The sequence below is a fragment of the Vibrio sp. 1167 genome, from assembly GCF_033340375.1.
GTDB classification, from domain to species: Bacteria; Pseudomonadota; Gammaproteobacteria; order Enterobacterales; family Vibrionaceae; genus Vibrio; species Vibrio alginolyticus.
In genome coordinates, this window is sequence record NZ_JAWOWK010000001.1 from 242227 (window position 1) to 257333 (window position 15107).

General features: G+C 43.8%; 14 protein-coding genes. 11 read left to right on the forward strand and 3 right to left on the reverse strand.

Annotated features, from left to right (window positions below):
• The first annotated feature begins 109 nt into the window (after positions 1-109).
• From R7Z78_RS01035 to R7Z78_RS01065, 7 genes are all read left to right on the forward strand, one after another.
• A complete protein-coding gene (locus R7Z78_RS01035; protein WP_031777210.1) occupies positions 110-478 on the forward strand; it encodes a hypothetical protein in 369 nt (122 codons plus the stop codon).
• A 9-nt stretch (positions 479-487) separates the two neighbouring features.
• On the forward strand, positions 488-1837 hold the full coding sequence (locus R7Z78_RS01040; protein ID WP_005375593.1) for an HlyD family type I secretion periplasmic adaptor subunit: 1350 nt from the start codon (positions 488-490) through the stop codon (positions 1835-1837).
• A gap of 3 nt (positions 1838-1840) precedes the next feature.
• Complete coding sequence (locus R7Z78_RS01045) at positions 1841-4072, forward strand: response regulator (RefSeq protein WP_104976505.1); 2232 nt, start codon at positions 1841-1843, stop codon at positions 4070-4072.
• Positions 4047-5471: a TolC family protein gene (locus tag R7Z78_RS01050; RefSeq protein WP_042521475.1), complete on the forward strand. Its 1425-nt coding sequence runs from the start codon at positions 4047-4049 to the stop codon at positions 5469-5471. The genes R7Z78_RS01045 and R7Z78_RS01050 overlap by 26 nt, the downstream gene beginning before the upstream one ends.
• Entirely contained in the window at positions 5461-7047 is a 1587-nt protein-coding gene (locus tag R7Z78_RS01055; protein ID WP_042521477.1) for an ATP-binding cassette domain-containing protein, read from the forward strand. The genes R7Z78_RS01050 and R7Z78_RS01055 overlap by 11 nt, the downstream gene beginning before the upstream one ends.
• Positions 7044-9182 carry an ATP-binding cassette domain-containing protein gene (locus R7Z78_RS01060; RefSeq protein WP_104976504.1) on the forward strand — a complete coding sequence of 713 codons (2139 nt, stop codon included), beginning with the start codon at positions 7044-7046 and terminating at the stop codon, positions 9180-9182. The genes R7Z78_RS01055 and R7Z78_RS01060 overlap by 4 nt, the downstream gene beginning before the upstream one ends.
• Before the next feature lie 105 nt (positions 9183-9287).
• Positions 9288-9662 carry a hypothetical protein gene (locus R7Z78_RS01065; RefSeq protein ID WP_005375619.1) on the forward strand — a complete coding sequence of 125 codons (375 nt, stop codon included), beginning with the start codon at positions 9288-9290 and terminating at the stop codon, positions 9660-9662.
• 26 nt (positions 9663-9688) lie between these two features.
• Here R7Z78_RS01065 and R7Z78_RS01070 read toward each other — a convergent pair whose 3' ends face one another.
• From R7Z78_RS01070 to R7Z78_RS01080, 3 genes are all read right to left on the reverse strand, one after another.
• Complete coding sequence (locus tag R7Z78_RS01070; RefSeq protein WP_017635872.1) at positions 9689-10579, reverse strand: RNA polymerase sigma factor RpoD/SigA; 891 nt, start codon at positions 10577-10579, stop codon at positions 9689-9691.
• A gap of 333 nt (positions 10580-10912) precedes the next feature.
• A complete protein-coding gene (locus R7Z78_RS01075; protein ID WP_104976503.1) occupies positions 10913-12355 on the reverse strand; it encodes a diguanylate cyclase domain-containing protein in 1443 nt (480 codons plus the stop codon).
• A gap of 220 nt (positions 12356-12575) precedes the next feature.
• On the reverse strand, positions 12576-12872 hold the full coding sequence (locus R7Z78_RS01080; RefSeq protein WP_017635870.1) for an alternative ribosome-rescue factor A: 297 nt from the start codon (positions 12870-12872) through the stop codon (positions 12576-12578).
• Positions 12873-13237: 365 nt separating this feature from the next.
• Here R7Z78_RS01080 and R7Z78_RS01085 point away from each other — a divergent pair, with 365 nt between their 5' ends.
• From R7Z78_RS01085 to R7Z78_RS01100, 4 genes are all read left to right on the forward strand, one after another.
• On the forward strand, positions 13238-13447 hold the full coding sequence (locus R7Z78_RS01085) for a cold-shock protein (RefSeq protein WP_005375625.1): 210 nt from the start codon (positions 13238-13240) through the stop codon (positions 13445-13447).
• A gap of 89 nt (positions 13448-13536) precedes the next feature.
• Positions 13537-14082 (forward strand): YaeQ family protein, encoded by a 546-nt coding sequence (locus R7Z78_RS01090; protein ID WP_005375627.1) that lies wholly within the window; start codon positions 13537-13539, stop codon positions 14080-14082.
• The gene (locus R7Z78_RS01095) at positions 14069-14611 is read left to right on the forward strand and encodes a hypothetical protein (RefSeq protein WP_017635869.1); all 543 of its coding nucleotides are present in this window, start codon (positions 14069-14071) and stop codon (positions 14609-14611) included. The genes R7Z78_RS01090 and R7Z78_RS01095 overlap by 14 nt, the downstream gene beginning before the upstream one ends.
• 111 nt (positions 14612-14722) lie before the next feature.
• A complete protein-coding gene (locus tag R7Z78_RS01100; RefSeq protein WP_005375631.1) occupies positions 14723-15082 on the forward strand; it encodes a glutaredoxin family protein in 360 nt (119 codons plus the stop codon).
• Positions 15083-15107: the final 25 nt, after the last annotated feature.

The following is a 15107-nucleotide window of genomic DNA, read 5'->3' on the forward strand; positions in this document are numbered from 1 at the left end:
TTTTTATACAACTTTTTTCATACCTTTCGAGTTCCATAAAAACAAAAAAATTTGAAAACCCAGTATAAAGATCCTTACTTGTTGTCATTAAAGCAATTAGTGCGGTGGGATAATGATAAATATGACAAATCTGTTGCGCTCAGTCGACAACAGCCATAAAGGGCTGCAATTGCTATTAGGCGATTTTTACCAAGATTTCAGTGACGCAGGGATTGATATTGAGATGCTGCATAAACAAAACCGTTTTGAAGCACTCAGATGTTATTCAAAAAGACTAAAGACCATTCTCGTCTTGTTATGTGATGACGACTTACCACCAAAATTGGCAAAGCTTGAACACTTAAACAAACACCATTTCCCTGCTCCTAATGAATTGATCGAGGATGTTAAAACCGAGCTTAACAACGTAAACAAACAAATTAGCCAGCTGTTAAAAATCGAAAATTCAATCGATAGCCGCACAGGTAGTGAATCGTAGGGGTGGCTCATGAGCAATAAGCAAATAGAACATCACCTCAAAAAGGCGCTCGTTTCGAACAACGAAGCTTCGAAGGTAACAACAGACGATACAATCGTGCTAGCCAGTGCAATGACCAGCGTACACAAAACCTTGCTGGTTATCTTTTTGCTTTCCATGGTGGCTATCGCCGTGGCATCTCAGGCTCGTATCGACATTGTGGTGTCGGTGCGCGGTGAGCTATTGCTCGAATCTGACATCGAAAAAGTGCAACACCTTGAAGGCGGTATTCTAGAAGAAATGCTAGTGCGCAAAGGCGAAGTAGTTTACGAAGGTCAGCCTATTGCACGCCTTCGCTCTCTGGATAGAAACACTCAACTTGATACGGTAAACACAGAGATCATTCAGCTTGAGCTAGACAAGATTCGTTACGAAAGCCTGCGCGATATGGTGGAACCCGATTTTTCTGCCTACATCGAAAAGTACCCAGAATTAGTGCAAGTCAACATGAATACCTGGCAGCAAGAATTTTCTAAAAACCGTTCCAATGAAGAGTTGATCACTCACGATATCCAACATAAGAATTCGCTTATTGATTCAATGCTCAAGCGCCGTAAAAGCTCCGAGAATCAACTTTCTTTGATTCGCAAGCAGCTCAATATCAAGAACACCTTGTACAAAGAAGAAATGGCATCTTATGTCGATGTTCTGAATATGCAGGTTCAAGAGTCAAACATGGTGCGTGAGATTGAAAATCTCGATGAGTCGGTCATGAATGAGCGCTTCCAACTCGACAAACTAGAGAAGCAGTACCGAGACTTGGTGGAGAATCGTAATGCCGAGTATCAAGCACAAATCATTCAAGCAAACAAGGACTTAAAGTTGAAACGTATATTACGTCCTCAACACTCAGATAAAGTGGATCGCCTCGTGGTTTACGCCCCTATTGACGGTGTAGTAGATAAAGTGCACTTCAACTTCCGCTCCGCTGTGATACCGCCAGGTGAAAGCATCGCGGACATTGCACCGATCAATAACGCCCTTCATGGAGAGGCGAAGATCCCGCGTAAAGACATGGGTTTTGTAGAAATCGGACAAGCGGTCAAAGTGAAGATGGATACCTACAACTTTGCCAAATACGGATTTTTGGAAGGTCGAATTGCATCGATCAGCCGTTCTTCTTATGAAGAAGAAGACGCTGAATTCTACCTCGCGGAAATCCAAATCAGTCAAAACTATCTAGAGCGCGGAGGCACACAATACAAGCTGTCCCCTTATATGGAGTTTACCGCAGACGTGAAAACAGGTTCACGCCGGGTTATCGAATACGCAGCGAAGCCGGTTATGTCGGCTATCGAAGACGCATTCGATGAGAGGTGATGGATGAGTAGCAAGCCTTCTTACAATATTTCCGTTCCTGTTATGCGCCTAAGCATTGCTTTCAGCTTGATGCTGGCTGCCCTCGCCTTTTATTTGTATATCTCTTGGGAAAAAGTGGATTCAGTCGAGAAAGTGCAAAACGCGCCTCTTTTGGTTCAAGCTCAACAGCTCAACCAAACTATCGAGTTTGATATTCAAACGCTTCAACGCTGTTTAAGCGCACGTTATTGCAGTACAACAGAGCTTGATTTTGAGGTTCTGAAAGACGAAATTGACCAATTTAAGTCGCTCGCGTCACTCAACAAAACCGAGTTTAGCTTGGTGGGCGCGACCGAATACACGCAGCTTGAACTGGCAATCAATCGCTTCTCAGACAGCCAAAAAACACGCGACGATGTGTTGGCACTGTACCTCTCGCTCACCAATAACTACCTACAAATGGACGACAACTACCGGACCATATTTAACAACCATGCGAGCGACCTAATGATGGAGAAAAACGAGTTCTTCATTTGGTTGTTTGTGGTCGTTGTCGTACTGGTTGGTATCGCAGTGCTATCGAACTTGGTGGCAATCCTTAAGCTGAAAAAATCCAGCTCGAATGAGCGTGACATTGACCAAGAATTCGATGAGCTTTATCAAGAGCTCAAACAACTGGATTTACAAAGGTTGGAAGAGTTGCTGAATGAAGTGAGCATCAATCCGAAGCAGCGTCAGATCTACTCTCACCTAAAACTGATTTTCAGCAAACTCGAAGAACAAAAACGCAATAACGATCTCTACAAGCAGCTCTATGCTCTGATTGGTTACGAGATTCGTGGCATCACCAACACCATTAACGGCGGCGTGCAATATCTCGTTCAAGAGACCGATGAGAGCGGCGTGTTGATGGCGCAAGATATAACCTCGGCTGCCAATACCCTGTCTGAATTGGCAGAGAACTACAACCGACTCATTTCACAAGGGACCGAGAGCAAATCGAAAGAGTTTTCACTGCTGAATGTACTGTCTGAATTGATGATTCACATCAGTTCAAAAGTGCAGCGAAATGAAGGTGAGCTAGACTGCTTTATCTCAGATAACTTACCAAACCGTGTTGAAGGACAATCCACCAGCTTATTCTGGGTGTTGTTCCTACAGCTATCAAATGCCATCCAACTCAAAGCCGACAAGAAACTGTTTGTCACCATTGAATCAGGTGCGGCGTCAGACATTGAAAATACCCGCCTGACCATCAATCTAAACTTCTTAACCACGCTGGATGTGCCGCTTGCCAAGCTCAATACCCTACACTGGAGCGACCATAAACAGCACACTGCAACCAAAGACGATTTGGCGAAAAGCGTGTTGAAAGATTATGGCTATTACGAGAGCCATTGGTATCAATCGGGCAATCAGGAACGTTTTCAAATTCAGCTCGATTTGAAAGCCAAAAGCTTCCACACCGAGAAAACTCGCTTCGACAATAAGCGCCTATTACTGTGTGCCAACTCTCAGCTGCGCATTGATGTGATGAGCAAAATGTTAGTCAACTTGGGCTTAGAGATTACGCCAATTCGAACGCCGAACGAACTCTTCTCTGCGGTAAAAACCTTTGGCGAATACGATGCCATCATGCTGACCGACACGTTCGAGCCAAACAAGCTGCCCTCACTGAGCAAAACGGTGAAATCGCAACTGCGCAATCACCCGAACACGAAGTTGTTGCTTTCAGTCACTAGCACTCAGCAAGCACAAGAGAGTCATACCTTTGTCGACAAGATTCTGAACTCCCCCGCGATTCCGTATGAGTTCATCCCTAACCTATTAGCAATCATGGAAGCGGAAGCCTCTGAAGAACAGATGGAGAACAGCTCATTCCTGATTGTGGAGGATGACCGTGTTCAACAGATTCTACTCAAACGTATTTTGAGCAAGCAAGAATACGAAGCCGACACCGTTGGCGATGGCGCAGACGCCGTTCAGCATTTCATGAATCAGCGCTCAGACATCATTTTTATGGACTGCATCATGCCGGGCATGGGCGGCATTGAAGCGACCAAACGCATTCGACAATACGAACAAGAGAGCGGACAGAACCCTTGCACCATTATAGGTGCGACAGCATTGACCAGCAGTAATGAACACCAAGCTTGTATCGAAGCTGGAATGGATTACGTGATCAGCAAACCTTATAAAAACGACGAAATCATCAAGGTGATCAACAAGTATGTGGCGGTACAGAAACTTAACTAGCTGTGTATTGGCAGCGCTTACATTGAGCAACGCTCCTTCGGCAATGGCGACCACCTTGCTTGAGGCGGTCAAACTCGGCTTGGAAAACAATTTATCTCTGCGCGCTAGTGACAAAGGCGTGGAAGAAAACGAATACAACATCGACATTAGCCGTTCTAAGTTTCTACCCTCCTTAAACGGTGCTGCTGATACCACATGGAATGAAAACGAAACCATATTAACGGGAACACCGGATACACGTTCTAGCTACAACTCGAACAGCTACAGTGTGTCTTTATCCCAATCGGTGTTTAACCTTGGTGACATCTTTAAATACGGCACCGCGAAGCTTGATTTCAACATTGAAGAAATCAAACACGAGAACAAAATCCAGAGCACCATTTCTGAAATCGCGACGCAATATTTCGAATACCTCAAAAACAACGCGCAAATCAAAGCCACCCAAGTAGAACTTAAATCGTCTGAAACACGTGAGCGCCAAATGCGTCGCAACGTGGAACTTGGCAACACTGCGGCGAGCGAGTTGTATGAGGTAATTGCCCAGAAAGAAGGCATTGCCAATCGCTTAAGAACCTTAGAGAAAGACCGGCGCGTAATTTTGAACGGTTTAGAGATTCAAGTTCAATACCCAGTCACCCCATCACAGGACATCTACGAAAGCGTGCCCTTGGCGGAAATCAGCGAATCCGAACAACGTGAGATTCTTGAACAAGCTTTGAAGCTCAATAACGACTTATTGGTTGCGAAGAAAACCGTCGAGCGCAGCCGAAGAGGCTTGAAAGAAAGCGGTTCAAACTTTGTGCCGACCGTATCGCTCTCTGCCAGTTACCGTTACGACGATGCGAACAACTATGACCGAACCGACCCAACCGCAACAGGGGACAGTAACTCGACCAGCGTCGGGTTGAACTTGAATGTGCCAATTTTCTCCGGCGGTTCGGATTACTACGGTTATCAAAAATCGTCGACTGCCATCGAGCGAACCGAGCTGCTGTACCAAGATTCATTGTTCGCGACACGCAATAGCGTTAACACCTCGGTACTCAACATTAATGACTTCTCCCGCGCTATTAGCAGTTACGAGAACATCATCCGTGCCAACTACGCTTCCTACAAAGGCATTCAACGCGCCTACCAACTTGGCACGCGAACCATTACCGACTTACTGGCCGCGGAAAGTAAACTGTTTAGCGCGCTACGTGATTACGAGAGCGCGCGTTATGACTACATCATTGAATCGATCAATCTTGAGCAAATCAAAGGCATGCTGTCGGTGCAATCCATCGAAAGCATCATGCAATTAATGAGCGATATCGAAGGCAGAAGCAATCAAGACTTAGTTCCAAAACACCTTCTCTCCAAACCATCGATTAAGAAAGGAGGTCGCAATGCAAACTGAGTATTTTTCCCAAAAGATTAACTTTGCTGACAAATGTTACCTGACTTTCTCAACGGTCATCTCGACGCTGTTTGGTTTAGTACTGCCCTTTTCGATTCTGATTATCTTTGACCGTGTTTTACCTAACCAAGCCAAAGACACGCTGTTTCTTCTGTTTGCCATTATCTTGATCACCATCTTCCTCGACTATCACTTAAAGAATCAGGAAGAGAAGATTTCGTCGGTGATCATGAAGCAATTCGAAACCAACTTAACCAACAAGGTGTTTCAATCAATCTGTTTGGCTGAGATATCGAAGTTTCGTCGTCTAGAACCCGGTGAATACCTAGAGCGTATTGCGACCATTCCAGAGATTAAATCCTTCTTTGGCGGAGAATCTGTACGGGCATTGATCAACCTTGCCGTCAGCATACTGACCATTCTGATTATCGGTGTGATCAACATTTGGGCGGGAGTGACCATCTTGCTCGCCTCCATCATTTTGGCGGTGTTCGCACTCAGTCTTTCCAAGCAAAAAATCAACAGTCTAGAAAACAAATCCGACATCGAAGGCTTAACCACGTCGAAAATCATCGAGATCATCTCTAGCCCACTCGATATCAAAGCGCGCAATATGGAATATCGCGTTGAGAGCCTCATGACACAAATGGTGGAAGAACGTGAAGTCGAGAACATCAAATACGAGCAAATTGAATCAAACTTCAACCTTATCTTGTCGCTCATACAACAGCTCTCCATCGCTTGTGTGGTGGTGGTTTTGGCAACGGCAGTTATCAACATGCAATCGAGCCAAGGCATCATGGCTGCCATCATCATGCTTACCAACCGCTACTTCGCGCCATACCAGCAAGTAATGCGCACGGTGAGTCGATGGGAGTTGAACAAGCTTCATATTCAACGTATCGCCGAGCTGCTTGAGCTTGCTGCATCTATAGAACAACAAAACGACACGACGGAAGTCGAGCGCATCTCGGTGAAGTATTCGGAAAAACAACGCATTGAGTTTGAACGCGGTCAGGCTTACTTGCTGACGGGGAAAAGCGGCGCAGGTAAAACCCACCTCGCCAATTGCATTACGCGGCAAAACACCGACAGCAAGCTCGATATCCAAATCAACGAGACACCGCTCGATGACGTCAACTACAACGTCTGGCGTAATAGCGTGCTCATGGTCGACAAAACCAGTTCGTTCGTCGAAGGCACCATCATCGACAACTTGACTTGTTTCCGCCCGAGCTTAAACAACACGGCATTTGCGCTTTGCGAAACCATGAACATCAAGGCACAAATCGATGCCCTTCCCGCTGGTTTTTACACCGAGCTTAAAGGACATTTACGCAACCCATTCTCGCGCCAAGTCGCTTATGCCTTGTTGTTAGTGCGTGCCTTACTCGCGAACAAACGTGTGTTGATCTTCGACGACATCGACTGTGTTTATGATGACGACTTTGCTCGATTGGTTTTGACCAGCACCGCCTATCGCGCCAACGACAAAATCCTCATCATCGTCAGCAACAAGATGGACAAACTCAATCATCGCCTCAAACGCGTCAAACTTACCGGAGGTGACCAATGAGTATTTTGGTTGATTTTAATAATGTCCCTCAGCGCTTGTTGGACTTTGAGGCTCGCAGTTATGACGAGCGATACAATGAGTCACCTTTGATTCGTGGTTTAGCTTACACCCTCATAGCGCTTGAATGGGAAGGCACACCTTCTATCCTCAGCGACGCGTTTATCCCTAAACCAAAAGACAGCGACAGTTTTATCGCTACGATTGAACGCCTTGGTTACCGTTGTGACGTCACCAAACTAAAAACGTTGGAGCACATCGAGGGGCATCCTCATCCTTGTTTTATCGAGATAGAAAACATCACTGCGATTTTCTTGGGCACTAAAGACGGCAAACTGATCCTGTTTGATTACACAAATAACAACACCATTGAATACCCGCTCTGCAAGAAGCCGTGCTTGTTGGTCTCGATCAGCGAATACTCCCGCTTATTCCGAGAACCGCCACCTGAATCTCAAGACCGCAGTAACTGGATTAAATACGCGTTTTATCGCTACAACAATGAACTCAAAAGCCTGATTATTCTCAGCTTCGTGGTCAGCATTCTCGGCGCACTCCAGCCCTTTTTTATTATGAGTGTGTACAACTTCGCCTTAACCTCTAGCTCGCAAGCCACGCTTTATTGGCTCACGTTATTTGCTGTGATTGTTGGGTTCTCGGAATACTTTTTCAAGAAAATGCGGGTCAACATCATCGCCACATCAGGAAAGGATTTGGCGGTGCATATTTCTCAAAACGTAATATCCAAACTGTTGTGGCTTCCTTATTCGATGACATCTACCGCTGGTGTCTCTTCTCAGTTAGCACGATTGAAGGACATCGACACTTTCCGCCGTTTGGTAACCGCAGAGTCAACATTAAGCTACTTCGACATGCCGTTTGTTATCGTATTCATTATTGCCATTGCTCTTATGTCTGGTACCGCAGCGCTAGTCGTTATGGCGGGGTTGATTCTAATGTTGGTGTTCTGTGTTTATTCTCGTTACATCTACTCGCAAGCCACGTCCAAGAGCTCTCGCGCCAACGCCATGGTTTCTTACCAATGGAATGAGATTCTTCGTGGTATAAAAACCATCCAAGGCTTGCCATTATTGCGTGTTATCCAGTCCCGCTTTAGCGCATCGCATTTACAAAGCACCAGCGATGCAGAACATGTTTCAGTGACTAATAGCAGGGTTCAGGCAGCAGGCGGGAGTTTGATTCAGGTTATTGGTACCGCAAGTATCGTCGCGGCCGTTATCGGCGTGATGGACGGCACCTCCGATGCAGGTGCAATGCTTGCTACCGTAATTTTAGTCTGGAAGGCGTTGGGGCCTATTATGGGCATCTACAACTCTATTTCTAAGTTCCAATCCATTAAGGCGTCTTCTGCGCAAATCAACAACCTTATGGCGATGAATGACGATAAGCTAACGTTAGAGAAAAGCCCCCCTATTCGCCTCTTTCAAGGTAGTATCGTCGGCTCTGGTGTGAGCCATCGTTATAGTGGTGCGGCAACAGGCTTAACTAATCTTGGTTTTAAAATTCCACCGGGCGCAAAAGTTGTGATTTGTGGACCAACAGGTTGCGGTAAAACGACGCTCATTTCTATTATCGCTGGGCTAGAGGAACGCTATCAAGGCTCAGTTTCGGTGGACGGTTATAACATCAAACAATTCAACAGTTACCGCTATCGAACCTCGATTAACTACATCCCGTTTAACCTGCATATTTTTGAAGGCTCCTTGGAGACTAACTTCATCTTGCATAATGGGTTAATCCCAACAGAAAAAATGCGTGAAATGGTGAGTTTCTTTGAGCTCGATACATGGTTGCCACAAGGCCTGGACACTCAATTGAGCGTTGATATCTGTAAAAGTTTACCAAATGGTATTCAACAAAGACTGCGGCTCGCATTAGGGCTAGGCAACTGCGAACAATCTTTGATTATCATTGACGAGCCATTTAATGGTGCAGAGCAAGAAAATTCCCACTACTTCAAGCGGTTATTTAGCGACAAACTACTCAATAAGACCGTTATTTTCTCAACGAATGATCCGGGCATGATCTCTACATCCAATATGAGCTTAGTCTTGGAGCCAGATGGCAACCTGAAGTATTTCGGGTTAACCGATAAGTACTTAAAAAGTCTAAGTTAAGTTCGGAATGTGGTGTGGTTCATCATTCATACTTGAGCACGGTCATTGACAAAAATGTAAACGATGAGACTATTTACTCTGTAAGCGCGTACACTAAGGAATCCGATGTATACATTTGTTGCAGACAAATTGGATGTGGTTTATTTATCAACGATACCAGAAAACTACCAGTTACAAGACTTCGACGTGCCTGAAGAAGAACTCGAAATTCGTGAAATTGTAGAGGTATGGTATGAGTGTGCGTTTCTTCCTGACTTTAACCTTCAACACATCGACATCGAAAACAAAACTGCTTTGGTCGAGACACAAGCGCAAGTCGTAAACAACTACACAAGTACGCTCGCTTTTTTACTCAAAAGTCGTACTTATCGCGCAGCACTTAACCGATTATTGAGTGTATGGAGATTGGAGGCAGCAGCTAAAGCACAGCTTGAGCTGCTGTTACTTACGGAAGAACAGAGTAGCAAGCCAGTAAATTAATCAGCTAGGATAAGGGGCTAAAAATCTTAAACCCAACCATCGAATCGGAGACGTTTCTGCACGCGTTCAACCGCCTCTATCTGCATCTGACGAACACGCTCGTTAGATACGTTTAATAACAGGCCTATTTCCGACAAGGTTTTCACTCTCTGGTCAAATAATCCGAATCGATGGATTAAGACTTTCTGCAACTTAGTTGGCAAGGTTTTAATAATATTTTCAATAGCTTGAGTAAAGCACTGGTTTTCACAGTCTTGTTGTGGATCTGGCGTATACTCACTTTCACACAGTTCAAGAACAAATGGAACACGATGAAGGTCCGCAGTGGTCGATACATCAATAAAACCACTAAGAGCAACAAGTTCATCTATACGCTCTGCTTTCACCCCTGAGCAGCGTGAGAGTTCAGAAATAGACAACTCCTTGCTCTCACTTTTTGACGCATCGAGCTTTTTTAAAGCCAGGCTATTTATCTCTTTGCACACATGAGCAGGTAAACGTACCGTGCGGCCATTGTTCATTAATGCCGCTTCTATATTCTCGCGAATCCACCATACCGCATAAGTAGAAAAACGGTAGCCTGGCTCAGGATCGAACTTATCGACCGCTTTTATCAAACCAATGTTACCTTCTTCTATTAAATCGAGCAGAGTAAAGTTATTGCCTGGCCGTTTGAGGTAGCCTTTTGCGATTTTCACAACAAGTCGAAGATTAGACTCAATCAACATTTCGCGCGCTTCTTCATCACCAGCTCGATTAAGTTTGGCGTAATGCAACTCCTCTTCACGAGACAACAAATCAATCCCCACAATATCTTTGAGATAGTGAGCATAAGGGTCTTTCCCAACTGACAACGATTCTTTCATTGACAGTTCATCCGTGACAGCTCGGAACCTAGCAAAGCATTCGTTGTTCATTCCCCGTCCTTCTCAAGCCAACTTATTTCTTATCTTCTTTAATTGTTTTTGTACAACACCGTATGCATCATGCTTTATATGCATTACTTTACACTGAGTGTAGACAGGGGTTCTGATCTTTACCAAGAAATCGCTTATCACTTTAAAACAATTACTGCTTCTATGATAAAAACGTGAGCAGGTGGGGGGTTATATATATGAAAGTGCGAATATTTGTACGCAAATTGGCCTCAAAGAAAACAACGCAACGTAATCGTCAACGCTTACCACGTTACTCTGACTAAACCTTTGAGGCTTGAGGATGGTTTGAAGTATCAGTTGAATTAGCGAGACCTAATTCACTTGACGAAGCGCAGGTTGAAGCTGACAGTCTGTTATAACTTGGAAAACTGCACGATTCTTTCCTTCAGACTTACCTTGATACATCAACTCGTCAGCATCTTGCAAGCTCACGATGTGGGTAAACTCAGGATAGTAAGCACAGCCCAAACTGATACTCAAATGAATTGCTTGTCCACCCAGTATAACAGGCTGATCGTAAACGGCTTTACAAAGCATATTGGCAAAATTGAGTGCTTCTCGCTCTGACAGAGACGACGTAACGAGTGCGAACTCTTCTCCTCCAATTCTCGCCAATGTCATTCGGTCATCAATCATCGACTTAGCGGCTTCTGCGATGGCAACTATTGCTCGGTCTCCAGCAAGGTGGCCATATCGATCATTGATTGATTTAAAATCATCAATATCAAACACCATCACCGTTAAGTTTCGCTTCAAATGATTCAGTAGCGCCAATTGCTCAATCAGGTGTCTACGGTTGTATAGCTTTGTGAGAGAATCCGTCAACGTCATCTCCAGCAATTGCTGATTGGCAATCGTTAATTGCCTTGTCCGAAGAGCAACCATACGTTTGAGGGCAAAAATATGATAAAGCGTTGCAATCGCCATAATGAAAATAGCAATAGGGAAAAGATAAAGTGGATAAACCGTTTTCACCACACTCCAACGGGTGAGGATCCGCTCACGATCCGTATCGATGACTTTTTCAAACGCTCTTGATACCTCTAAAATGGAAGTTGCACTGTGCATTCCTGCTGCAATCCGAAGATCTTCACTATATAAGCTAATTGTCGGGACAAACATACCCGCTCCCGGCGTGGTTGCCATATAAAAGTTAGCAACTTGCAGGTCTGCAACAAAGTACAGCACCTTTTTATCGACGGCGGCTTGTATCATCGAATCATTGTTAATGTATTCTGCGATAGGTGCATTCGGATAATTCGTCTGAACAAACTCAGACTCGTAACTTCCTTTAACAACGCCAATTGGCAGCGTCATTTCGCCAGTTAAAACACTCCTGATATCAACCGAAAGTACATCTTTATTTACGTACAATTTGGTTTGGATAGGCATTATGACTGCGCCAAAGTCCATATACTTCGCTCTTTCGGGCGAGTAGACAAGTCCTCCGTGAAAGTCAGCCTTACCCTCTTTTACGGCTTGTAAAGAAGCATCCCAATCCAAAAGGAGAAACTGAACGTCGATTTGGTTGTTCGCCGCGTACTCTTTCCAAAAGTCGATTAAAACACCTTTAGGTTCACCATCTGGGCTAAGGTAAGAGAACGGCTTCCACGCTTTGGAGTTAGCAACAATTAAAGAATGAGACTCTGACTTGTGTGCATGCGCCATCGGACAAATGGACAGCCACAGTAGTAATAAAGAAGCACACGCTTTTTTACATTTGCAACCATAAGTACCATAACTCGTCGATGACATACCTACTTCTCACCAGTCTTTTTAAACCATAATCTCGGCTGTTTGATTAGACTAAAGATATAGTAGAGTTGCATAAGACAGGAAGTGACGCTTATTGATATGAATCTAACTTAGTAAGTTTTAGTACTTAATTGGTACTTTCAACGCCTAGTTCGCTGAAGCAGTTGAAGCAGTTGAAGCAGTTGAAGCAGTTGAAGCAGTTGAAGCAGTACATGATAAATTAGGAAAACTTATCTGGTACTAAAAATTGAATATCATCAGTTTTGCAAACACCTAGTACCAACAAAAAAGCCCTATTCAAAATCCACCTTGGGGAGAACTTTGAATAGGGCTCTTTGCCTCTATGCTTCATTTTACGGCTGAAGCTACCTTTACCTTTTTTCGCTTTAACGACTCGTGTTTGGAACAGCTGACTGGTAACAACCGCTTTTAACGCGTTGTCTTTGATTTCACCTCTGCCGAAGTCGGTCTCATGTTGTGAGCCACTCGGTTGAGGACTGATTTTACGCTTTGCCATAAATCCTCCTTAATGGTCGAACCAGATTGGACAATAATTATATAAATAAGTCAAATTTATAGATTTAGTTGAATTTTATGCTAAAAAACTTCACATCACCGTCATTTATTTGAAATTTAATCAAAAACATGCTGGTTAAATAGTGACTAAATACAAATATTTGTCCATAAAGCACTAATATATGTTGACTCTTCGTGGAATTAACCTAGACTCAAACACGGCTAGAAAGAAAGTTCTTTGTTTTCACATTTCGTTGGATTACTTGTAACCCGTCGTCCTGTGGTACGCAATAGCAATTTATTTTTCCACGCTATAAGCGCCGTTGAGGCGAAAGATTACATTATTTAGATATTTAGGAAATAGACATGTCTAACACAGCTACTGGCACAGTTAAGTGGTTCAACGAAACGAAAGGCTTCGGTTTCATTCAACAAGAAAACGGTCCTGACGTATTTGCTCACTTCTCTGCAATCACTGGTGACGGCTTCCGTACTCTAGTTGAAGGCCAGAAAGTAGAATTTGTTATCTCTCAAGGTCAAAAAGGCCCTCAAGCAGAGCAAATCAAAGTACTTTAATTCTTAAAGAATTTGATACGATAGCCAGCTTTTAAAGCTGGCTATTTTTTTGCCTAAAACTTATTTTGCCAACAAAACGATATAAATCTATGGCTCTTAAACCAACCATTTACAAATTTCGTATCGCCATTTCCGATATGAATAATGACTATTACGATTCTAAAAATCTAACTATCGCCCTTCATCCTTCTGAAAAGCCGCAACGAATGTTGGCTCGCATTCTAGCTTACTGTTTAAATGCTCAAAGCAATCTGGAGTTTACAAAAGGACTCTCTACGATTGAAGAGCCTGATTTATGGCATGTTGGCGATGATCAAAGCATTACTCACTGGATTGAAATTGGCGAACCAGAACCAGACAGAATTAAGAAAGCTTCTCGCCTCGCAAAGCATGTAAAAGTTTACACTTATAACACCAAAGCGGCTGTCTGGTGGGACAAAATGTCAGGAAAGTTCTCAATGCTTCCCGTCAACGTAGAGAGCTTTGACTATGACGCTATCGACTTGATTTGTCAGCATCTTGACCGAGGTACTAGCCTTTCTGTTATGATTACTGGCAGCTCAATTTTTGTTGATATCAATGATCAACATATCGAAGTAACGGTGAAGGAACTAAAAAACCATGACGTCTCTTAGTGAACTGAGTCAAGAGATGGGATTTGAAGAAATCCCCTTTGTTAAAGAACATAAAGCAGCAAAGCGGCGTTGGTTAAAAGAACAGTCACAACTATTTACAAAAGTTTGTGAGAACAAACCCACAACAGCACCTACTCTTCACCTGCTTGGCCTTTTGACCAAATCACATATTGAAGCAAGTGCTAACTACGAGCAACATGCTCACTCTACCCAGCGTATGCAGCAAGTTCTGACTGACTCCTTGGGTAATGAGCACGCGGATAAGTTTACTAACCAATCTGCTGAAGACCTAATCTTAGTCACCCACCTTTGGTTATACACGCAAGGCTATTTAAATATGGATTTCAGCTTGGCGCACGATCATGCCGAGCAGACTCAAAATACATTGCAGCACGAACTTGTCATGAAACGCATGGACGTTGATGCATTTAGAACCGAACTCATGCAAAGTTTTTATCAAGGTAAAGAAGCCCGTCCGGCTTCAGCAAGTGGCTTTTGGGGTTGGTTTAAACGTCTATTTTCCGCATAAAATACATGGTTTTATCCATTTCAAACAACTGATAGACTTCACGTCCAGTGCAACAAGCATCATGATTGCATTCTTAAAGGACAATTACCCAATGAACATCAAGGGATCATTATGAAGTTTATCCGTTGGATTTTAGGCAAGGTTATCTTATTGCTGAACGCGGTGTTCTCACCTCGTGGTATTAAGCGCACCGCAGAAGAACAGCAACGTATTGATGAAAAAGCGAAACAATACGCACTTTACCAATTTGAAGCCTGCCCTTTTTGTGTAAAGGTCCGCCGTGCAATGAAGCGTCAATCGGTGAACATTGAGCTACGTGATGCAAAAAATAACCCGACTCATCGAGCTGAACTAGAGCAAGGTGGTGGGCGAGTTAAAGTCCCTTGTCTTCGTATCGAAAAAGATGGCGAGACACAGTGGTTATACGAGTCATCTGACATCGTCGCTTACGTTGAAAAAGAATTTGCCTAAGTTCCCCCTATGAACATTGGCGGAT

Bases quoted from the DNA above. Each gene is read 5' to 3' on its own strand.
- R7Z78_RS01055 (WP_042521477.1), top strand. From the start codon at position 5,461: ATGCAAACTGAGTATTTTTCCCAAAAGATTAACTTTGCTGACAAATGT.
- R7Z78_RS01085 (WP_005375625.1), top strand. From the start codon at position 13,238: ATGTCTAACACAGCTACTGGCACAGTTAAGTGGTTCAACGAAACGAAA.
- R7Z78_RS01060 (WP_104976504.1), top strand. From the start codon at position 7,044: ATGAGTATTTTGGTTGATTTTAATAATGTCCCTCAGCGCTTGTTGGAC.
- R7Z78_RS01080 (WP_017635870.1), bottom strand. From the start codon at position 12,872: ATGGCAAAGCGTAAAATCAGTCCTCAACCGAGTGGCTCACAACATGAG.
- R7Z78_RS01045 (WP_104976505.1), top strand. From the start codon at position 1,841: ATGAGTAGCAAGCCTTCTTACAATATTTCCGTTCCTGTTATGCGCCTA.
- R7Z78_RS01040 (WP_005375593.1), top strand. From the start codon at position 488: ATGAGCAATAAGCAAATAGAACATCACCTCAAAAAGGCGCTCGTTTCG.
- R7Z78_RS01100 (WP_005375631.1), top strand. From the start codon at position 14,723: ATGAAGTTTATCCGTTGGATTTTAGGCAAGGTTATCTTATTGCTGAAC.
- R7Z78_RS01070 (WP_017635872.1), bottom strand. From the start codon at position 10,579: ATGAACAACGAATGCTTTGCTAGGTTCCGAGCTGTCACGGATGAACTG.
- R7Z78_RS01090 (WP_005375627.1), top strand. From the start codon at position 13,537: ATGGCTCTTAAACCAACCATTTACAAATTTCGTATCGCCATTTCCGAT.
- R7Z78_RS01075 (WP_104976503.1), bottom strand. From the start codon at position 12,355: ATGTCATCGACGAGTTATGGTACTTATGGTTGCAAATGTAAAAAAGCG.
- R7Z78_RS01095 (WP_017635869.1), top strand. From the start codon at position 14,069: ATGACGTCTCTTAGTGAACTGAGTCAAGAGATGGGATTTGAAGAAATC.
- R7Z78_RS01065 (WP_005375619.1), top strand. From the start codon at position 9,288: ATGTATACATTTGTTGCAGACAAATTGGATGTGGTTTATTTATCAACG.
- R7Z78_RS01050 (WP_042521475.1), top strand. From the start codon at position 4,047: ATGTGGCGGTACAGAAACTTAACTAGCTGTGTATTGGCAGCGCTTACA.